This window comes from Carboxylicivirga sediminis, from assembly GCF_018156225.1.
Taxonomy (GTDB): Bacteria; Bacteroidota; Bacteroidia; order Bacteroidales; family Marinilabiliaceae; genus Carboxylicivirga; species Carboxylicivirga sediminis.
The window spans coordinates 323813-343718 of the sequence record NZ_JAGTAR010000001.1 but is presented as its reverse complement, the minus strand read 5'-3'; the positions used below and the strand labels follow the sequence as shown (position 1 = coordinate 343718).

Here is a 19906-nt window from a genome sequence, read left to right as displayed (position 1 = left end):
TTTTAGTTTTCTACAATCTCGTTGTTATCTTCTTCCGAGGGTTTGATTTGTTTAACTTCTTCGATCTCTTTCTTCCCTTTTAGATAGTCTGGCAATTGCATACCAGCCATGTTAAAAAGTTCGTCCATTGGAGGTAATGAACCTAACATGCCAGATAAAAATTTAGCTGATGTTGGCGAATTACCATCTTTACCTCCAGACATAGAGTCCCATACAGTAATCTTATCGATCTTAAGATTTTTAATAGCTTCAACTTGGGTTTTAACCAGTTCAGGTAGTTTATCAGCAATCATCAGCATAACTGCACTGTTTGAATCGCCGCCCGAAGCTTTTACCAACTTATCGAATCCTTCGGCTTGTTTACTGAGAATTTCAAAAATTCCTTTTGCTTCCGCTTCCATTTTCATATAAATTGCATCAGCATCACCTTTGGCGTGTCTTCTCGTTTGTTCGGCAACAGCTTCAGCCTCAATCTCAACTTTTTGCTTGTCAACTTCAGCCGGAACAACAACATCAGCAGTCTGCGCGGCTTTATCTCTAAGTGCCCTGGCAGTTTCAGCTTTTTGCTCAGCAGCGTATGCTTCTTCTAATGCTTTGGCCTGACTTACTTTTTCCGCTGCCACTGCTTTTCGTTCTGCTTCAGCTTCGTTTTCTCGACGATTAGCATCCGAGTTGGCAATGGTGATTTTGGCACTGTTCTCACCTTCTACGGCTGTAGCGTCTGCACTTGCTACCTGTACGCGTTGGTCTTGAAGAGCATTAGCCTCACCAATTGAACCATCGCGATTTTTTTCAGCAACACTCTTTTTTGCATCATTAATGGCCTTGGCAGCTGCTTCTTTACCTAATGCTTCAATATAACCCGATTCATCATTGATGTCGGTTACGTTAACGTTGATAAGTTTTAGGCCAATTTTCTTAAGTTCCTGCTCAACATTGCTTGATACTGCTGCAAGAAACTTATCCCGGTTGCTGTTGATTTCTTCAATGTCCATGGTTGCAACCACCAGTCTCAGCTGGCCAAAAATAATGTCTTTAGCCAGGTTGCTGACATTCTCCTGTGACAGACCTAGCAAACGTTCAGCGGCATTGGTCATCACTCCTGATTCAGTTGAAATCCCAACAGTAAATCTGGATGGTACATCTACTCTGATGTTTTGTTTGCTAAGCGCATTGGTCAGGTTGATTTCGATCGATATCGGTGTCAAATCCAGAAATGAATAATCTTGGATGATTGGCCAAATGAAAGCCGCACCACCATGAATACACTTGGCGGATCTTGAAGCTGCACCTGAGCCTTTCCCAACTTTTCCATAAACCACTAAAACACGATCAGAAGGACAGCGTTTATATCTTCTAAAAAAAGAAATTATGAGAATAAATAGGAATAGAACTACTGCTGCGATAAGAAATACTAAATATTGTCCCATTGTTTAAAGGTTTGTTTTACTTATTGATTTTTACTAATAATATGTCGTTGTTTAATACATCCACTACTTCAATGATAGCTCCAGTTGCTATATCCTCATTATTGTCGGTCACGGCGTCAATGGTTCTATAACCTTGCGCATTAATTTGAATTTGGCCTCTTCCATTTCTTTTGGCAGGTATTGTCAGATAAACTGTTCCGGATTTGCCAATTGTGCTCTTCATCTGAAACGTACCATTTTCAGTTAGCTTACCCATTAAATACATGATGGAAGCCATCATTAGCATCATTACTAATCCGCAAAGGGTAGAAATTAAGATTGTGGTCCATGTGCTTAAGTTAAGATTCAAGCAGATGATACCAGTCCAGCCAAATATAGTGAAGAAGGCTACAATATTTTTTAAACTTAAAAATTGAAACTCTATTCCATGGTCACTTTCAATTGAAACATCAACATCACCACTGGCTTCAATATCATGCATGTCACTTCCTAAAATAGTGAGGAGTACTTGAATGATAAAGACTAAAGAAAAGGGAATGGCAAAACACCAATAGATTTTTTCAAGTAAAATCATAGTTTCCCATGATTGTGCAAAAGATTCCATCATACATCTGAATTTTAGTTCGTCCTAAATTAATAAATTAGTTGAAATCTATTATTCGATTTGTTAAATAGATAATGTATTTTATAAACTATTGGAGGCGAGTTGAGATCAATATCATCTAATTATGCCTTTTATTTTTCTACATTTGATTTTCAAAAAATAAAATTCGTTGTAATGATAGATATTCTAAAAAACCACAGGACCATTCGTAAATATACCGATAAACCGATAAGTGAGGAGTTGCTTAACGAGATTCTAGAGGCAGGTGTAAGAGCTTCAACAACCGGTAATATGCAAGTGTACAGTGTTGTGGTAACGCAAGATGCTGCCATGAAAGAAAAGCTGGCACCTTGCCATTTTAATCAACCCATGGTTAAACAGGCGCCGGTTACTTTGACTTTCTGTGCCGACTTTAATCGGTTTAACCTGTGGTGCCGTCAACGAAATGCAGAACCAGGCTACGATAATTTCTTATCATTTGTGACTGCCGCAATTGATGCCCTTTTAGTAGCTCAAAATGTGTGTGTGGCTGCCGAGGCAAAAGGTTTGGGTATTTGTTACCTGGGAACAACCACTTATCTGGCCGATAAAATTATTGACGTTTTAGAATTGCCCAAGGGCGTGGTACCCATAACAACAGTAACTTTGGGTTATCCTGATGAAGATCCTAAGCAGGTTGATCGCTTACCTCTGTCAGGAGTCATTCATTTCGAGACTTATAAAAACTATACTTCGGAGCAAATAGATGAGTTGTATAAGACTAAGGAAAATCTGGAGGAGAATAAGGCTTTTGTAGCTGAAAATGATAAAGATACATTGGCGCAGGTGTTTACTGATGTTCGCTACAAAAAAGCTGATAACGAGCATTTTAGTAAAGTATTACTTGAAGTACTTAGTAAACAAGGATTTATGTAGAAATACAATTTGAATAAGTAATTCGAAAGTGAGCCAGGTGCTCACTTTCTTGTTTACAAAGGCTTGATGTTTAATGTCTGACTGAGCTTATCTAATTCCTCCATAACTGATGAATGTATTGGAATGCCAGTGGTCAAACGCTCTTTTTCAATGGTTCTCTCCTGATCTCCTGGAATCTGTACTTTCGGTTGACCTTTGATGGGCCGGGCTTTTCTAAAGGCCTTAATCCAGTTATCCATGTGTTGTTTAAATTCATCAGCCGGACGAAAAGCATCAATGCGAAGCGCGCCGATGAAATGCCCGATGCCATCGCCTACCGGATTGGGTGGTGGCGATAAAAAAGAAACAAATGGTGGAACCCACGGCCCATAGTTCGCTCCAGAAAGAACTGCCGAAAAAATATCAACCCAGGCACCCAGGCAATAGCCTTTGTGTGACCCATGTTCGCGGTCTGAGCCCAGGGGGAGCATGGCCCCACCGCTTTTAAGAGCTCTGTTATCAGTAGTTGTAGCGCCTTCTTTTGTTTGTGCCCAGCCTTGAGGAATATTTTTATTTAGCCGCTCACACACTTCCAACTTGCCGTTGGCGGCCGGTGTGGTAGCCATATCCATTACAAAAGGCGGTTCATTGTTGGCTGGTATTGCTACCGCTATTGGGTTAGTGCCCAGCATGCGATCTATAGAAAAGGTTGGTGCAACCAGGGCACTGGCATTCGTCATACTGATGCCAATCATATCATGATTAAGTGCCTTCATAGCATGGTAACCGGCTATACCAAAGTGGTTGGAGTTTTTTACAGCTACCCAGCCACTACCTGCTACTCTGGCTTTCTCTATAGCTATGTCCATTGCTTTTTGTGCAACCACCAGGCCGGCTCCCTTATCGCCGTCTAGTACGGCAGTGCTGGGTGTTTCATGCACTATATTCATATTTGGCTGCATGTTTAGGCGTTGTTGCTGCCAAAGCCGAATGTAGCCAGAAAGCCTGGCGATACCATGAGAATCAACACCTCTTAAGTCAGCTGCCAGAAGCGCTTGTGAAGCCAGTAATGCATGTTCAGTGCTGCTTCCGGCCGCTAAAAAACTTGCCTCAATAAATGCTTTAACCTTTTGGGCAGGATACTTCATTTACTCTTCTCTGTGATTATAAACTGCACTGGCCTGCGCTGTTGGCATAATAAGTATGTCGTTAATGTTTACATGTGGCGGGCGTGTTACCATGAACTCAATGGCATCGGCAATGTCATCAGCGAAAAGCGGTGTAAGGCATTTGTACACATTGTCAGCTTTTGCTTTATCACCATGGTATCGTACAATGGAAAATTCTGTTTCAACCATGCCTGGAGATACCGAAGATACCTTGATGTTATAAGGGAGTAAATCAATGCGCATGCCTTTGGTAATAGCTTCAACAGCATGTTTGGTAGCGCAATAAACATTGCCATTGGCATAGGTTTCTTTCCCCGCAATGGATGAAACGTTGATGATGTGGCCTTGTTTGCGCTCCATCATCTTAGGGATGATCAGCTTTGATAAGTAAAGAAGTCCTTTAATATTGGTGTCAATCATTTGCTCCCAATCGCTCCATAAACCGTTGTATATTGGATCGGCACCTGCTGCCAACCCGGCATTATTGACCAAGACATCAATGTTGGTCCATTCGGCAGGTAGCTGCTTAATCGCATTTTCAATGGCAATCGTTTCCCGAATATCAAAACACAGAGTTTCAACTTCAGTAGCATGGTTTTTAAGGTTGTCTTTCAACTCCTGAAGCCTGTCATTTCTTCGGCCTGTAATTATTAGGTTGTAACCCGATTGGGCTAATTTTTTTGCAGTTGCTTTTCCAATCCCGGAAGTTGCACCGGTAACCATTGCAATTTTTTTCATTGTGATATCTTTAATTAGCATTGATTTAATCTGATTGACCTTCGAATAGATGCCGGCGATGTTTCTAATTCCCGTCTTTTAATTGCAGTTATCCGTTTGGTATTTCTGTTATTTTTTATACTTTCAACATGTATTAGATACTAGCCAAAACCCATTACAAATGTAATTTAAATTGTTTCTGCTAAAAAGAACAATTCAAAAATGCTGAACCATGAGTGCGAACATACCGTCATTAGAAGAAGCTGAGAAGTTGGACCTGACTTCAGTTGAGTTTGAGAAGATAAAAAGTCTGTTAAATCGTCATCCTAATGCCCTTGAACTGGAATTGTTTTCCAGGCTCTGGTCGGAGCATGCCAGTTATAAGAATTCAATCAAATGGTTGAAAACGCTGCCAACTAAAGGTGAGAATATACTGGTGGAGGCTGGTGATGATAATGCGGGAGTAGTTGATTTGGGAGATGGTAATGCCTGTGTTTTTAAGGTGGAATCTCACAATAGCCCGTGTGCTATTCAACCACGTTTAGGTGCTTTTACAGGCCTACGGGTAGTTATGCGGGATGTGGTTTCAATGGGGGCTAAGCCTGCTGCATTTCTTAGTTCACTGCGTTTTGGTGATGGAAAACGTGATACGGCCCGTTGGCTGTTTGAAGAAGTGGCTGATGGAATTTGTGAGTTCGAAAGGGGCTTTGGTGTGCCTATTCTTGGAGGTGAAACTTTTTTTTCAAGGGGGTATAACACAACGCCTATCGTGAATAATATGGCAATTGGGATAGTGCCTAAAGACAATATTATATATGGAAAGGCAGAAGGAAAAGGTAGCCTTCTGCTGATTGTTGGTGCTCGTACAGGTAAAGATGGTGTTGAGCGCGATGTGTTTGAAACGGATATACTGGCTGAAATAGATTCGCCACCTGTTTCCATCGAACAAATGATGGATGCATCCATTGAAAAGGAATTGTTTGAAGCGATTCAGCAATTAAATCAACAGGTGAAGTTGATTGGTGTACAGCCAATTGGCACACAGGGTATTGTTGGGGCAGCTGTTGAAATGGCAGCTCGTGGAAACGCAGGAGCTGAGATTGCTGTAGAAAAGATTCCTCAAAGGCAGGCTGGTTTAAATATCAAAGATGTTCTGCTTTCCCAAACATGGGGAAGAGTGTTGATTTGTGTGCCAGCTGAAGAATTGGTGCGTGTTAAGGATGTTGTGGAGTCGTTGGAAGTGGCTATGGCCGTAATCGGAAAGGTAACTGATGGTGACAAGGTTGTGTGTTCTTCTGGGGAAGAAATTGTAGCTGAGTTGCCTGTTAACATAGCAATGCTTGGAGATGAATCACCTGTTTATGAGCGAGATTTTATTGACATTAAAGATAAAGCCCCCGGTATCAATCTGGATATCTATGACGAACCGGATCATTATCCGGATGTGGTACAAAAGATGCTGTCTAACCTGAACGTGACATCCAAAAGCTGGCTGACCGATAAGTTCAATAATTTAGATGGCGACGGAGGTGATAATGGCGACTATCCGTCGGATGCTGCCTTTATTAATGTTGAGGGGTCTGATAAAGCCTTAGCGGCTACAATGGATTGTAACTCAAGGTATATGAAGTCCGATGCGTTTATTGGTGCACAAATAGCAGTTGCTGAAGCCGCTCGTAATATTGTGTGTGCTGGCGGACAACCACTTGCTTTATCTGATTGTCTGAATTTTGGTAATCCCCATGATCCCAAAGTGTATGGCACCTTTGTTGAGTCGGTTAAAGGAATAACAAAAGCTTGTAAGGATTTTAATGTACCTGTGGTGAGTGGAAATGTGAGTTTTTATAATCAACGCTCCGAAGATGGCCATCTAAAACCAATAACACCAACCCCTGTTATTGGGATGATTGGCGTTATGGAAAACAAGAAGCACCATAGTACACTTTCGTTTAAGCATAAGGGTGATATGATTTTTCTGGTAGGGCAATCACGTAATGACGTTAATTCATCTGAATACGCCAGTAGCATATTGAACATTAAAAAATCCGCCGCACCATATTATGATGCCGAAGAGGAAAAGGAATTACAGGCTGCTGTGATGCAGATGATTAAAAAGGGTTTGGTACGCTCAGTGCATGATGTTTCCAATGGCGGACTGTTCTTTAGTTTGCTGGAATCAGCCATACCTATGGAGTTTGGATTTGATATCACCTCAGATGCTGAGATTCGTAAGGAGGCCTTTTTATTTGGTGAGTCGCAGAGTCGGGTAGTTGTTTCAGTTGCTCCTGAAAAGCAGGATGATTTTGTAGACTTTATGATGGAGACGGATGTTCCATTCTCTATTCTTGGTCATGTTACCAAGGGCGAGGTGCGAATCGATGACGAGTCGTATGGGTATATTAGCGAATTAAAAGAAGCCTTCGAACAAAAACTCGAAATTTGGGTTGAAGGAGAGTAAGCAAACACAATTAAATCTATGAAATGAATCACTGATATTAGCTTTAAAGCTTTATTGTCAGGTATGAATTTCATGTGAACTACAAACAATACTAAATTCATGAAATTAAGATTATTATCAGCTGTTATGTTGATCCTAACAGCAGGTGTATTTGTGGCTTGGGCCAGTTCCGAGGAAGCGGATAAAGTTAACGTCGGCGAGGTAGCCCCGGCTTTTAAGCTATTAACTCCTAATGGAGAAGTAAACAGTGAGTCTTTAAAAGGAAAAGTGGTGTTGATTAACTTTTTTGCCACCTGGTGTCCGCCTTGTTTGAAAGAATTACCTGTGTTGGAAGAGAAAGTGTGGGAAGTATATAAAGACAATGAAGATTTTGTGCTTTTGGTTGTTGGTCGGGAACATACCAGCGAGGATTTGGCGAAGTTTGCCAAAGATAAAGGTTTTGACTTGCCATTTTGTCCGGATGTGAATCGTGAGGTATTTGGCAAATTTGCTACACAATCAATTCCGCGTAACTACATCATTAATAAAGCGGGTAAAATTGTATATGCCTCAAAGGGGTATAGTCCAACAGAGTTTGACCACATGATAAGTGTTCTCAAAACACATTTGTAGTGAACTGAATAAAATATAGAGGGTGTTGACAGGCAACATCCTCTTTTTTTATCCGATAAATTCTTCCTTTTTTATACTTTTGACGAAAATCAAGAATCAAATGACGGTTAAACCATATACATCCGAAGGATCAAAGAAAACTCAGGTGGCGGGCATGTTTAATAATATTGCGCCCAAGTATGACTTTTTGAATCATTTTTTATCGCTGGGAATTGATAAAATCTGGCGTAAAAAGGCCATCAACCTGCTAAAGGATATTGAGCAGCCTTTAGTGTTGGATGTGGCTACCGGTACCGGAGATTTGGCTCTGGAAGCTAATCGCAGACTAGGATGTAAGGTTGTGGGGGTAGATATCTCAACAGAAATGCTTAAAGTAGCTAGGGAAAAGATTGCCCGACGCAATTTGCAGGAGCATATAAGCGTGCAGGAAGGCGACTCTGAAAATCTGCCATTTGAGGATAACCATTTTGATGCCGTGATGGTGGCTTTTGGTGTGCGTAATTTTGAGAATCTGAATAAGGGATTGACAGATATGGCCCGCACCTTAAAAGTTGGTGGTAAAATGGTTGTTTTAGAATTTTCTAAGCCCGCCTATTTCCCATTTAAGCAGTTGTATTTGTTTTATTTCCGTTATATTCTGCCGTGGTTGGGTGGAGTGATTTCCAAAGATAAGGCGGCTTATACTTATTTGCCCGAATCGGTGTTAAGCTTCCCTGATGGCGAGCAATTTGATGCAGAACTAAAGAAGGCGGGTATGACACCGCTAAAACGTTACAAACAAACCATGGGCATTGCTACCATCTATTTATCAGAAAAGAGAGCGCAATAAAAACCATAATTCTAAGTTTATAAAGTAAATTCAATTCGCATCCATTGAAAAAACTGGTTCTCTTAATAATTGTATTAGTACAGGTATGTGCCGCTTCTGGTCAGGGTAAGAATAGCAGAATACCTAACCTGCGCTCGTTTGATGAACGCCCCTTGCACTTTGGGTTTCTGATTGGGATAAATACCATGGACTTCAGGGTGTATAATACCGGAAAAGCTATAGATGAACAGGGGAATATGATGTATGGCGATGTGTTAACGTTGACACCTGGATTGAATATTGGAATTGTTTCAAGCTATAAGCTGACCAGGGATTTGAATCTGCGCTTTCTGCCGGGCATTAGTTTCGGACAACGTAACCTCACTTATAATGTCTATGATAGGGAAGGTAATTTCATCGAACAAAAGGAACCTATTAAGATTAAATCCACTTTTCTGGAGTTTCCGCTGTTGTTAAAGTACAATGCCTTCCGGATGCACAATGCCAAGCCTTACCTGGTGGGAGGTTTTAATACACGTTACGATTTGGCTAAAAATCGGCAGGACAGATTGTTGTTAACATCTTTGGATGGCTATGTGGAGTTTGGTGCAGGCTTCGACTTTTATTTAACTTACTTTCGCTTGTCTGTAGAAGCAAAAGCATCTATTGGACTGGCCAATATTCTTAACCCGGATGGAACCGGAGAGCCAGGAGATGAACCATACACTAAGGCACTGGATAAGCTGAAATCGCGTATTTTTTGCCTGACCTTCTATTTTGAATAAATTCAATTACTTTTGCGTTTTGATTTGATTCATTCCATTCCGGGGTGAACCTTTAATATTTGGTATAGCATGAAGCGCGAAATTGTATTACGACTCTCTCCTAAAGATGCGGCTGATGATAAGTTAATTAAGTCATTGGTTGCAAAAAAGATGAAGGTGTCACCTGATAAATTATCTGCTTTTAGAGTTGTGAAGCGTTCAATTGATGCACGTCAGAAGATTGTGTTGGTGCAGCTGCATATTGAGGCTTATGCCAACGCGAAGCCGCCCAAGGAAAAACCAGTTGTATTTGAGTATCCTGATGTGAGTAATAAGCCGGAAGTGGTTGTGGTTGGTGCTGGTCCGGGTGGATATTTTGCTGCTTTACGTCTGGTTGAATTAGGGTTAAAACCAATTGTCCTTGAGCGAGGTAAAGGCGTCAATGAGCGCAAGAAGGATTTAGCCTTGCTTAATCGGAATGAATCTGTTAATACTGAATCAAACTATGCTTTTGGAGAAGGTGGTGCCGGCACATTCTCTGATGGTAAGCTGTATACAAGGAGTACCAAGCGTGGCGATTTCAGAAAGGTGCTTGAAGTATTCCATTTTCACGGGGCCAGTGGTGATATACTGATTGATGCTCATCCGCATATTGGTACAGATAAGTTGCCGGAAGTGATAAAAGCCATGCGTCAGTCTATTATTGATGCTGGAGGAGAGGTGCATTTTGATACGAAAGTGACTAACGTGCTGTTAGATGGCCAGAAAATAACCGGCGTTGAAACACAATCTGGTGATAAGATCACCGGGGATGCTGTTATATTGGCAACGGGCCATTCGGCTAGGGATATCTATTATATGCTAGATGAAAGCAATGTTTTGCTCGAAGCCAAAACCTGGGCCATGGGCGTGCGGGTTGAGCATCCACAGGATTTAATCGATCAAATACAGTATCATTCACCCAAAGGCAGGGGAGACTATTTACCTGCAGCCAGCTATAGTTTGTCGTGCCAGATAGAAGAGCGCGGTGTGTATTCTTTTTGTATGTGCCCGGGAGGTTTTATTGTACCGGCTATGACGGATGCTGATGAGATGGTGGTGAATGGCATGTCGCCTTCGAAGCGTAACTCACCCTGGGCCAATTCGGGCATGGTTGTTGAAATTCGACCTGATGATATTGGGGAATATCAGAATAAAGGTGTATTGGGCGGTCTGGAATATCAGAAGGAACTGGAGCGTTTGGCATTTGTTAATGGAGGTCAGGGTGTTGTTGCTCCGGCACAGAGCCTGGCTGATTTTGTGGATGGCCAGTTGTCTTTTGACTTACCAGAGTGTTCATATGTGCCTGGTCTGGTTGCTTCACCTCTGCATTTTTGGTTGCCAGAGAACATTGGGCAACGTCTGCGTAAAGGATTTGAGTATTTTGACAGACGAGCTCGTGGTTTTGTAACCAACGAGGCCCTTGTTGTTGGTGTAGAAAGTCGTACGTCGTCACCAGTTAGAATCCCCCGTGACAGGATGTCCTTTCAGCATGTGCAGATAGCTGGTTTGTATCCATGTGGTGAAGGAGCCGGATATGCAGGCGGTATTGCTTCATCGGCCATTGATGGTGAAAAGTGTGCAGAGAAAGCCTGGGAATTTGTGACTGGCAAGAGTATAGATTAAGGCTATTTAGCTTGTCGACGAAATTCGGCACAAGTAATAGCTGTCGCAACAGATACGTTTAGCGACTCTGATGTTGGTATATCTGCCGGGAAAGAAGGAATAAAAAGACGTTGGTCTACAAAGTTTTCAACCTCCTTGCTTATGCCTTTGCCTTCGTTGCCCATAACAATTAGTCCCTGGTTGCTTAGTGTTTGTTTATAGATGTTTGTACCGTCCAGAAAAGTTCCATATACAGGTAACTTCAAAGCTTTATAGGCAGTAAGAAATTTGATGGGGTCAACATAGTGCAGGTTTACACGGCTGATTGCCCCCATGGTTGATTGTATCGTTTTGGGATTATAAATATCAGCACAGTTGAGTGAGCAAAACACATGTTCAATGCCAAACCAATCGGCCAGTCTGACAATGGTGCCTAGATTACCTGGGTCCTGCACTTCATCAAGCAATAAACACAACTGATTGCTTAGCGAATTAATACTATACTTAATTTGCTTTTGCTCAAATATACCTATTACACTGGGCGGGCTTTTTAGGGTTGACACCTTTTTTAGCTCCTCTGTTGTGGCTGAAATAAGTTCATCAACCTTACCAGTAACTGCCTGATTGTTATTGAGCCAATCATCAGTGGCTATTAGGGTTTTGGGGTTACATGATGATTGAAGTAAATCTGTGACCAGCTTTGTTCCTTCTGCTACAAACATGCCATTTTGTTCTCTTGTCTTCTTTCTGCTTAATGACAAAATGAACTTTTGCTTGTTTTTACTGAGCATATCCCAATGATGTTTAAATTAGAATTGTGTTTATAGGGCGCAAAGTTATAGCATATCAAGCGAATTAAATATCTTTATGGCAAAATAAGATAACTCATAGCCAAACCACCATTACCACAGAGGAGTATTTGAACTAATGAAGGGGCATCATGTATTACTAGTTGTTGGATTGTTGATATTAGTCGGACTGTTTGGATGCCGATCCACAAAATACGTCCCTGAGGGTGAATACCTGCTCAATAAGGTAGAGGTCGATAATCAGGCAAAGGATATTTCCAACGAAGAAATTAAGTACTACATCCGTCAGAAAGAAAACGTTAAGATACTTGGTTTCTGGCGTTTCCATATGGGCTTGTATAACTTGTCCGGTCGCGATAATAGCAAAGGATTTAATCAGTGGTTGCGGCGCATTGGCGAGGAGCCTGTGCTGTATGATGAGCTGCTTAAGGAAAAGTCGAATGAGCAAATCAGCTTATTTTTAAAAAACAAAGGCTATTATAATGCTCAGGTGAGCGATACTGTTTTGTTTTATAATAATAAGAAAGCAAAGGTCAGGTACACAATAAATGCAGGGGAACGTTATAGTATTAACAAGCTGTCTTACCGTATTGATGACGATTCTATCCGAAAGTATGTATATGCTGATACAGCTAAAACGGTTTTGAAGAGTGGAGCGCCGTTTGATGCTGATTTGCATGATGAAGAGCGGAAACGCATAACTCAGAATATGCGTAATGAAGGATATTATGGTTTTCGAAAGGAGTATGTTTATTTTTTGGCGGACAGTGCTCTTGGAAATTATCGTGTCAACGATTCCTTGATAATCGTTAAGGATCGCATTCAGGAGTCAGGGAAAGCCGACTCCATTATCAGTCACCGGAAGTACAAAATCAAAGACGTTTATTTCATGGTGGGCTACGATCCTCAAAAGGCTGTTAGGAAAGGTGCCGATTATATGAATCAGTTCGATAGTCTGGAATATGGAGAATGTAAAATATTGTATGCGGATAATCTCGAGTTTAGGGCTGATGTATTGGTTAACTCAAACTATATATTTCCGGGTGATTATTATAACCAGCAATTGGTAGAGAAAACCCAACTGCTATTGTCTGAATTACAGCTATTCCGCTTTGTTAATATTCGCTTTAAGATAGTTGAAGGAGAAAGTGACAGTGATGGAAATGGTATGCTGGAGTGCATTATTCAGTTGTCTTCATCTAAAATGCAAAGTTACACAGTTGATTTGGAAGGGACTAACTCATCAGGAAACCTGGGTGCCGCAGGTAGTTTCCGCTATAAGCATAAAAACTTCCTTCGTGGAGGCGAGGTGTTTGATATGCGTTTTAGGGTGGCCGGCGAAAATCAGATAGCTAAAGATAAGAGCACATTCCAGACCCTCGAGTATGGGGGGGATGCCACACTGACTTTGCCGAAATTTATGGTGCCATTTAAGGTCGATAATTTCCGGAGGCGTTTTAATCCACGCACCAACTTTACATTATCATACAACTATCAGCGACGCCCGGATTATACAAGAACCATTGCCAATGGGCGATTTGGTTATGCCTGGAAGTCATCACCACTCGTGAGTCATTACCTGGCGCCAATTGATTTTAGTGTAATTAATGTGCCATATATACACCCCGACTTCAAAAGCAATATTGATAGTACTTTCTTGCGGTATAGTTATGAAGACCACCTTATAAGCAGTACTTCCTATACGTTTACTTATAATGAACAATCAATCGCCGGTAATAAAAACTATCACTTCCTGCAAGCAAATATTCAGTCGGCTGGAAATATAATTGACGGCGTTGCTTCATTGTTTTCAAGTCGCAATGGGGAGGATTATAATGAGGTACTGGGCATTCGGTATGCGCAATATATTAAGGCCGATATTGACTGGCGCTATCACATGAATGTTAACCGAGCTAATTCCTTTGCTTATCGTTTGTTTGTTGGGGCCGGTTATCCATACGGCAACCTGACGGTGCTTCCTTTCGAAAAACGATACTTTTCTGGCGGTGCCAACAGTATCAGGGCATGGCCGGTACGGGGATTGGGACCCGGTTCCTATGAAGAAACACAGCTTAACTATTACAATCAAACCGCCGACATAAAGCTGGAAGCAAATGCTGAATATCGCTTTAAATTGTTTTGGTTACTCGAAGGCGCATTTTTTGTGGATGTGGGTAATATCTGGACGATTCGTAACTCGGGCCATGAAGAAATTGATGCAATGGGCTTATTTAAGTTTGATAAATTCTATAAGCAAATAGCTGTAGGAGTTGGAACAGGTGCCAGGTTAGACTTTAATTACTTTGTGTTTCGCCTCGATATGGGTGTTAAGGCGAGGGATCCGATATTACCGGAAGGCCAGCGTTGGATTCTGGGACGAAAAGCCATAAACTGGAATGATTTGGCTTTTAATTTCGCCATTGGATATCCGTTCTAAATGAGATGTAAACAATCGTTAAACTTCTTTTAAAACTCCAAAAGAGACTGTTGAATTTTTAGAATTGCAAAGTGCTCTTTTTTTACAATTCTGCATGTTTTTAAATCTGCTTGTATGCTGAAAGCTATTGATTGACAAAAATATAAGTGATATTTGTCATGTGTTTGGCTTTTAATTTGTAATCAATTTGTGACAATAAGTGTAAGTGATAGGAGGTTAGTGGGTGAAAAAATGTAATTTTTTCTCGATGATTTTCACTAATTTCGTAGAGTTTTTTAGAAAAGTATTATTTCGAACTATAAATTAAAAGCTATGAAGCGAGTATTAGATGTTGTAAAACCTGGTGTTGTTACTGGTGATGACTTAGGTAAACTTTTAGCAGTAGCAAAAGAAGAAGGTTTTGCAATGCCTGCTGTAAATGTTGTTGGTACAGATTCAATTAATGGTATTCTTGAGGCTGCAAAGGCAGTTAACTCTCCTGTAATGATTCAGCTTTCAAATGGTGGAGCTGCATTCTATGCTGGTAAAGGTTTAAAGTTGGAAGGTCAGCAAGCACAGGTATTGGGTGCTGTTTCGGCTGCTAAGCATGTTCATACTTTGGCTGAAGCTTATGGTGTACCTGTTGTGTTGCACACAGACCACGCTGCTAAGAAATTATTGCCTTGGATTGATGGATTATTGGATGCCAGCGAAAAGCATTTTGCAGAAACTGGTAAGCCTTTATTTAGCTCACACATGCTTGATCTTTCAGAGGAGCCATTAGAAGAAAATATTGCTATCTGTAAAGAATACTTAGCTCGCATGAGCAAAATGGGTATGACTTTAGAGATTGAGTTAGGTATTACAGGTGGTGAAGAAGATGGTGTTGACAATTCTGATGTAGATAATGCATTGCTTTACACTCAGCCAGAGGAAGTATGTTATGCATACGAGCAATTGTTGGAAGTGTCTCCAAACTTTACTGTTGCAGCTTCATTCGGTAATGTACACGGTGTTTACAAGCCAGGTAACGTTGTATTGAAGCCATCTATCCTTGATGATTCTCAGAAATACATCCAGAAGAAGCATAATACAGCAGAAAAGCCTGTTAACTTTGTTTTCCATGGTGGTTCAGGTTCTACACTTGAGGAAATTCGCGAAGCAATCAGCTATGGCGTTATCAAGATGAATATTGATACTGATACGCAGTGGGCTACTTGGGATGGTATCCGTAAGTTTGAGGCTGCTAATCGCGATTACCTGCAAGGTCAGATTGGAAATCCAGAAGGTGACGACAAACCAAATAAGAAGTACTATGATCCTCGCGTATGGTTACGTAAAGGACAAGAGACTTTGGTTGAGCGTTTAAAGGTGGCTTTCGAAGACCTAAACTGCATCGATCGTCTGTAAAAAAAACTTAAGAGTTTAAATATCATTATAAAGAGGCACGGGTTTTGTACTTGGTGCCTCTTTTTTAATTATATTGTAACGAATTAAATAACAAGTAAGTATGAGTGCTACATCAAGAGATGGTTTTACAAATAAGTTTGGAGTTATTGCTGCAGCGGCAGGTTCAGCTGTAGGTTTAGGGAATATATGGCGTTTCCCTTATGTTGCTGGTGAAAATGGTGGGGGTGCCTTTTTGTTGGTTTACCTTCTTTTTATTGTGATGATTGGTCTGCCTGTAATGTTGTCTGAATTATTGATAGGACGTAGGGCTCAAAAAAGTGTATTCGGTGCCTTCCGAACACTGGCTCCTGATAAACCACTGTTTATGTCGGTTGGTATAATGGGAGTTGGCGCGGCTTTTATGATTCTCGCATTTTATGCTGTTGTTGCTGGCTGGACCATGGAATACACTTATCTGGCCATAACCGATAGTTTATCGGGTATGACACCATCAGAGTTAAGTGCTTTCTTTAGTGAGTTTCAATCCTCCACAGTTGGCCCTCTGGTGTGGGTTGGTGTTTTTATGATATTGACCGCTGGTATAGTGATAGGAGGTGTGAAAAATGGTATTGAAAAATATACGAAGATTTTAATGCCTTTATTGCTGGTTATTATTATCATCTTAAGTATCAAGTCGGTTAGTCTTGAAGGTGCGCAAGCTGGTTTAGCTTTTTTGTTTAAACCTGATTTTTCAAAGCTAAGTGGAGATGTAATACTTGAGGCTTTAGGTCAGGCCTTCTTTTCTTTGAGTATTGGTATGGGTGTGATAGCCACATATGGTTCTTACATTCAAAAGAAAGAAAACCTGATTCATACTGCTGTCTCTGTTTCTTTTGCAGATAGTTTAATTGCCGTACTGGCGGGGGTGGCTATTTTTCCGGCCGTTTTTGCCTTTGGTATCGATCCAAGTTCGGGTCCTGGTTTAGTTTTTGAAACGTTGCCAAATGTATTTAATAGCATGCAAGGAGGGTATATCTTTTCTGTCGCATTCTTTATTCTACTGGTGATTGCGGCGCTCACTTCATCTGTTTCTTTGTTGGAAGTTGTGGTCGCCTATTTTGTAGAAGAACTTGGTTTGACCCGTAAGAAGGCAACTATTATTGCTGCGAGTAGTATATCAGTATTGGGAGCGTTCTGTGTATTGTCTGATGGCGCATTTAAATTCTTCGACTGGACCTCTTCAAATATATTATTGCCTTTAGGTGGTATTTTGATAGCTGTTTTTGCAGGATGGGTGCTTGGTAGGGCAAAAGTAGCAGATGAACTGAAAGCACACGGTGGTAAGATTTACCTGACAGGCATATTGATGGTTATTCTCAAGTTTATAGCTCCATTGGCTATTAGTGCTGTATTCTTACATGGTCTTGGTTTACTGTAACCTTTAAATATGTGGCGCGATTTACTGACACTATCAAAAAGAGAGCAGCTTGCTTTATTGACGCTGGTAGTTCTACTTGTATTAGTTGGTAGTGTTTTTTTTATTACGCCGCGCGAGAGCAAAGTTTATGTGGATCAAGAATTAATTGCATGGGCTGAAGGTGTTAGTGTTTCAAAAGACGTCTCCAGGAAAACTAAGCCGGATACTGTTTTCTTTTTTAATCCCAATCATGAGAGCGTAAGTAGGTTGCAAATCCTGGGTTTCTCCACTCATGCTATTATAAATCTATTAAAATACAGAGAAGCGGGAGGGAAAATCAAAACGCCGGAGAAGCTTAAGAGTATTTATGGAGTGGATTCAGTGTTGTATGCTAAGCTCGAAAACTATATCCTTTGCGATGATGTGGGTCAGAAAGCAAGCTATCAGACTAAGAAATGGTTGAGTTATGCTGCAAATAATATTGTGGAACGTGAAGATGAGCATATAAAAACACACCAGAAAACTGAGGTGCTTGTGGATGTCAGGCCAAAATTGACAATAGAAATTAATAGTGCAGACACGGCCATGTTTGCCTTGTTAAGGGGAATTGGTCCGGTGCTGTCAAAGCGTATTGTGGCTTATCGAAATAGGATAGGCGGTTATTGTTCTGTTGAACAGCTGGGTGAGGTGTATGGGCTTTCGATGCAAGTGATTGAGCAAAACAGAGAGTACCTTAAAGTGGATGATAAACTGGTGATGCCAATGGATATTACAAAAGCCAGCCTGAAACAGATGAAGAACCATCCGTACCTTGATTTTTATATGGCCAAGGATATTTATGAGATTCGAAAGGCTGGTCAACTCAATTCAATAATGCAGTTTCGTGATTCACTCTCTTTTGCTAAAGCTGACATGCAGCTGTTGGCCAGGTATTTTGTTGTTGATGTCAGGTAAATAGCAATAATTCATTGAAAAAATAAGGGCGAAAATTTGTTGTAATCACTAAACTTCATTTTCTTTGCAGCTGCAAAAAATTAAGGTTGGGTAGTGAAAATGCTTCAAGCTGTTGAAATTTTGCGGTTTAATGACTAATTTTGCGGTCCAAATAAAAAGTAAGCGTTATGATAGTAATTCCTATTAAAGAGGGCGAAAACATCGAAAGAGCTCTTAAAAAATTCAAAAGAAAATTCGAAAAGACTGGTGCTATGCGTGAGTTGAGATCGCGTCAGGCATTTACTAAGCCATCTGTAATCAGAAGAGAGCAAGTAAAAAAAGCTATATACATCGAGCAATTGCAGCGCGAGTCTGAATAAATTGCTTGCGGAGGGCGTCTGTTTACTGCTTTTTTCGTATATTCGTTTAAAGCATAAAAGGACACCCTCTGTTGATGCAATACTTAGATTCTTTCTTTAAATATCTGGAATTTGAGCGGAGAAATTCTCCGCATACGATCACTGCCTACAAGACGGATGTTAATCAGTTTTGTGAGTATTTGAATGGTTGTGATATAGGGTTCTGGAATGAAGTTACTTCGAAAACAATCCGATCCTGGGTTGTTAAGTTGGTTAATGATGGTGTAACAGCACGATCGGTAACCCGTAAAATTTCTACACTTAAAGTTTTATTTCGGTATTTGATGCAACAGGGTGTTGTGGAGACCAATGTGGCGGAATATGTTTCTGTTCCAAAACTTCCTAAGCGTTTGCCTGTGTTTGTTAAGGAGCAGGAAATGGATTTGTTGCTTGATAAAGTTGATTTCGGGAAGGGATTCAAAGGGCAGCGTGATCGTTTGATTATCGAGATGTTTTACAATACCGGTATGCGCCTTTCTGAATTAGCCGGCTTGACAATTGAGCAGCTTGATTTAGCTAATGGATTATTGAAAGTAAAAGGGAAGCGGAATAAAGAACGGATTATTCCTATTATTCCGGAACTAAAAGTTTCACTTGTTGGTTATCTAAAGAGCAAGGATAGTGAGTTTCCGGATTGCTCAGGTAGGCACATTTTTTTAACTGAAAAGGGGTTGCCTGTCTATCACAAATTGGTTTACCGGGTGGTAAACAGGTATTTGGGGCAGGTTTCAACAGTGGCAAAGAAAAGTCCTCATGTAATTCGGCATTCGTTTGCAACGGCTTTGTTAAACAGGGGAGCTGATTTGAATGCCATAAAGGAATTGATGGGACATGCTAATCTGGCAGCAACAGAGGTTTATACACACAATACTTATGCGCAATTAAATTCTATTTATAAACAGGCTCATCCAAGAGCCGAAAAGATGGAGGATTATTTATGAATATTACAATTCAATCCGTACGCTTTACTGCGTCTGCACAGTTAGAGGAGTTTATTCAGCAAAAAGTTGGGAAAATGGGGCAGTTCTTTGATGGGATTGTTTCAGCCGAGGTGATTCTGAAGTTAGATAAGTCTGACTCAACGGAGAATAAAGTGACAGAGATAAGTCTGAATATTCCGGGGGGAGAGCTGTTTGCGAAAAAGCAATGTAAGACATTTGAAGAGGGGGTGGATTTGTCAGTTGATGCCCTGCGTAAGCAGCTGATTAAATGGAAGGAAAAGGTGAGAGCTAAATAGATAAAAAAAAGATTTATTTTTTTGTGTTCTTGAAAATTAATTATACATTTGCACACCGATTTTAGGGTAGTAGAAGTGCTCTAAAGCGCTATAAATAGGCTGATTGACCAAGGTTATCGGCCTATTAAAATGAAATAAAGTTAGTGTTTTGAAACTAACAACGGTCTTTAAATATTATTGAAAAAT

At 40.7% G+C, this 19906-nt stretch carries 18 protein-coding genes; 13 read left to right on the top strand and 5 right to left on the bottom strand.

Going from position 1 to position 19906, the window contains the following annotated elements; all coding sequences use genetic code 11:
* Positions 1–2: 2 nt before the first annotated feature.
* Both KDU71_RS01300 and KDU71_RS01295 read right to left on the bottom strand, forming a co-directional pair.
* The gene (locus tag KDU71_RS01300; RefSeq protein WP_212188082.1) at positions 3–1430 is read right to left on the bottom strand and encodes a flotillin family protein; all 1428 of its coding nucleotides are present in this window, start codon (positions 1428–1430) and stop codon (positions 3–5) included.
* 16 nt (positions 1431–1446) lie between these two features.
* Positions 1447–2037, bottom strand: coding sequence for a hypothetical protein (locus tag KDU71_RS01295; RefSeq protein ID WP_212188081.1), 591 nt, complete (start codon positions 2035–2037; stop codon positions 1447–1449).
* A 171-nt stretch (positions 2038–2208) separates the two neighbouring features.
* Here KDU71_RS01295 and KDU71_RS01290 point away from each other — a divergent pair, with 171 nt between their 5' ends.
* Positions 2209–2949, top strand: a complete 741-nt coding sequence (locus KDU71_RS01290; RefSeq protein ID WP_212188080.1) for an NADPH-dependent oxidoreductase — start codon at positions 2209–2211, stop codon at positions 2947–2949.
* Positions 2950–3002: 53 nt separating this feature from the next.
* Here the strand turns inward: KDU71_RS01290 and KDU71_RS01285 are convergent, their stop codons facing one another.
* A complete protein-coding gene (locus tag KDU71_RS01285) occupies positions 3003–4076 on the bottom strand; it encodes an Ldh family oxidoreductase (protein WP_212188079.1) in 1074 nt (357 codons plus the stop codon).
* On the bottom strand, positions 4077–4835 hold the full coding sequence (locus KDU71_RS01280) for an SDR family oxidoreductase (RefSeq protein WP_212188078.1): 759 nt from the start codon (positions 4833–4835) through the stop codon (positions 4077–4079).
* 211 nt (positions 4836–5046) lie between these two features.
* Between KDU71_RS01280 and purL the strand changes: the two genes are divergently transcribed.
* The 5 genes from purL to KDU71_RS01255 all read left to right on the top strand — a co-directional run bounded on the left by purL (position 5047) and on the right by KDU71_RS01255 (position 11121).
* Positions 5047–7272 (top strand): phosphoribosylformylglycinamidine synthase subunit PurL, encoded by a 2226-nt coding sequence (purL, locus tag KDU71_RS01275; protein ID WP_212188077.1) that lies wholly within the window; start codon positions 5047–5049, stop codon positions 7270–7272.
* 99 nt (positions 7273–7371) lie between these two features.
* Complete coding sequence (locus tag KDU71_RS01270) at positions 7372–7884, top strand: TlpA family protein disulfide reductase (protein WP_212188076.1); 513 nt, start codon at positions 7372–7374, stop codon at positions 7882–7884.
* A 100-nt stretch (positions 7885–7984) separates the two neighbouring features.
* Positions 7985–8713, top strand: a complete 729-nt coding sequence (gene ubiE / locus KDU71_RS01265; protein WP_212188075.1) for a bifunctional demethylmenaquinone methyltransferase/2-methoxy-6-polyprenyl-1,4-benzoquinol methylase UbiE — start codon at positions 7985–7987, stop codon at positions 8711–8713.
* Between the two features lie 44 nt (positions 8714–8757).
* Positions 8758–9477 carry a type IX secretion/gliding motility protein PorT/SprT gene (gene porT, locus KDU71_RS01260; protein ID WP_212188074.1) on the top strand — a complete coding sequence of 240 codons (720 nt, stop codon included), beginning with the start codon at positions 8758–8760 and terminating at the stop codon, positions 9475–9477.
* Positions 9478–9546: 69 nt separating this feature from the next.
* Positions 9547–11121 (top strand): NAD(P)/FAD-dependent oxidoreductase, encoded by a 1575-nt coding sequence (locus KDU71_RS01255; protein WP_212188073.1) that lies wholly within the window; start codon positions 9547–9549, stop codon positions 11119–11121.
* Between the two features lie 2 nt (positions 11122–11123).
* Here KDU71_RS01255 and KDU71_RS01250 read toward each other — a convergent pair whose 3' ends face one another.
* A complete protein-coding gene (locus KDU71_RS01250; protein WP_212188072.1) occupies positions 11124–11891 on the bottom strand; it encodes a TrmH family RNA methyltransferase in 768 nt (255 codons plus the stop codon).
* Positions 11892–12027: 136 nt separating this feature from the next.
* On the opposite strand from KDU71_RS01250, the gene tamL reads away from it, so the two are divergent.
* The 7 genes from tamL (at position 12028) to hpf (ending at position 19720) form a co-directional block, all read left to right on the top strand.
* Entirely contained in the window at positions 12028–14346 is a 2319-nt protein-coding gene (gene tamL, locus KDU71_RS01245; protein ID WP_212188071.1) for a translocation and assembly module lipoprotein TamL, read from the top strand.
* Positions 14347–14658: 312 nt separating this feature from the next.
* Complete coding sequence (fbaA, locus tag KDU71_RS01240) at positions 14659–15735, top strand: class II fructose-bisphosphate aldolase (RefSeq protein WP_212188070.1); 1077 nt, start codon at positions 14659–14661, stop codon at positions 15733–15735.
* A gap of 100 nt (positions 15736–15835) precedes the next feature.
* Positions 15836–17152, top strand: coding sequence for a sodium-dependent transporter (locus tag KDU71_RS01235; protein WP_212188069.1), 1317 nt, complete (start codon positions 15836–15838; stop codon positions 17150–17152).
* A gap of 9 nt (positions 17153–17161) precedes the next feature.
* On the top strand, positions 17162–18085 hold the full coding sequence (locus tag KDU71_RS01230) for a helix-hairpin-helix domain-containing protein (RefSeq protein ID WP_212188068.1): 924 nt from the start codon (positions 17162–17164) through the stop codon (positions 18083–18085).
* 167 nt (positions 18086–18252) lie between these two features.
* A complete protein-coding gene (gene rpsU, locus KDU71_RS01225; protein ID WP_212188067.1) occupies positions 18253–18444 on the top strand; it encodes a 30S ribosomal protein S21 in 192 nt (63 codons plus the stop codon).
* 74 nt (positions 18445–18518) lie between these two features.
* The gene (locus KDU71_RS01220) at positions 18519–19424 is read left to right on the top strand and encodes a tyrosine-type recombinase/integrase (protein ID WP_212188066.1); all 906 of its coding nucleotides are present in this window, start codon (positions 18519–18521) and stop codon (positions 19422–19424) included.
* On the top strand, positions 19421–19720 hold the full coding sequence (gene hpf, locus KDU71_RS01215; RefSeq protein WP_212188065.1) for a ribosome hibernation-promoting factor, HPF/YfiA family: 300 nt from the start codon (positions 19421–19423) through the stop codon (positions 19718–19720). Before KDU71_RS01220 ends, hpf begins: the two co-directional genes overlap by 4 nt.
* Positions 19721–19906 lie beyond the last annotated feature (186 nt).

What these genes read in the sequence shown, in the direction of transcription:
- KDU71_RS01300 (WP_212188082.1), bottom strand. Translation starts at nt 1,430, where the DNA reads ATGGGACAATATTTAGTATTTCTTATCGCAGCAGTAGTTCTATTCCTA.
- KDU71_RS01295 (WP_212188081.1), bottom strand. Translation starts at nt 2,037, where the DNA reads ATGATGGAATCTTTTGCACAATCATGGGAAACTATGATTTTACTTGAA.
- KDU71_RS01290 (WP_212188080.1), top strand. Translation starts at nt 2,209, where the DNA reads ATGATAGATATTCTAAAAAACCACAGGACCATTCGTAAATATACCGAT.
- KDU71_RS01285 (WP_212188079.1), bottom strand. Translation starts at nt 4,076, where the DNA reads ATGAAGTATCCTGCCCAAAAGGTTAAAGCATTTATTGAGGCAAGTTTT.
- KDU71_RS01280 (WP_212188078.1), bottom strand. Translation starts at nt 4,835, where the DNA reads ATGAAAAAAATTGCAATGGTTACCGGTGCAACTTCCGGGATTGGAAAA.
- purL (WP_212188077.1), top strand. Translation starts at nt 5,047, where the DNA reads ATGAGTGCGAACATACCGTCATTAGAAGAAGCTGAGAAGTTGGACCTG.
- KDU71_RS01270 (WP_212188076.1), top strand. Translation starts at nt 7,372, where the DNA reads ATGAAATTAAGATTATTATCAGCTGTTATGTTGATCCTAACAGCAGGT.
- ubiE (WP_212188075.1), top strand. Translation starts at nt 7,985, where the DNA reads ATGACGGTTAAACCATATACATCCGAAGGATCAAAGAAAACTCAGGTG.
- KDU71_RS01255 (WP_212188073.1), top strand. Translation starts at nt 9,547, where the DNA reads ATGAAGCGCGAAATTGTATTACGACTCTCTCCTAAAGATGCGGCTGAT.
- KDU71_RS01250 (WP_212188072.1), bottom strand. Translation starts at nt 11,891, where the DNA reads ATGCTCAGTAAAAACAAGCAAAAGTTCATTTTGTCATTAAGCAGAAAG.
- tamL (WP_212188071.1), top strand. Translation starts at nt 12,028, where the DNA reads ATGAAGGGGCATCATGTATTACTAGTTGTTGGATTGTTGATATTAGTC.
- fbaA (WP_212188070.1), top strand. Translation starts at nt 14,659, where the DNA reads ATGAAGCGAGTATTAGATGTTGTAAAACCTGGTGTTGTTACTGGTGAT.
- KDU71_RS01235 (WP_212188069.1), top strand. Translation starts at nt 15,836, where the DNA reads ATGAGTGCTACATCAAGAGATGGTTTTACAAATAAGTTTGGAGTTATT.
- KDU71_RS01230 (WP_212188068.1), top strand. Translation starts at nt 17,162, where the DNA reads ATGTGGCGCGATTTACTGACACTATCAAAAAGAGAGCAGCTTGCTTTA.
- rpsU (WP_212188067.1), top strand. Translation starts at nt 18,253, where the DNA reads ATGATAGTAATTCCTATTAAAGAGGGCGAAAACATCGAAAGAGCTCTT.
- KDU71_RS01220 (WP_212188066.1), top strand. Translation starts at nt 18,519, where the DNA reads ATGCAATACTTAGATTCTTTCTTTAAATATCTGGAATTTGAGCGGAGA.
- hpf (WP_212188065.1), top strand. Translation starts at nt 19,421, where the DNA reads ATGAATATTACAATTCAATCCGTACGCTTTACTGCGTCTGCACAGTTA.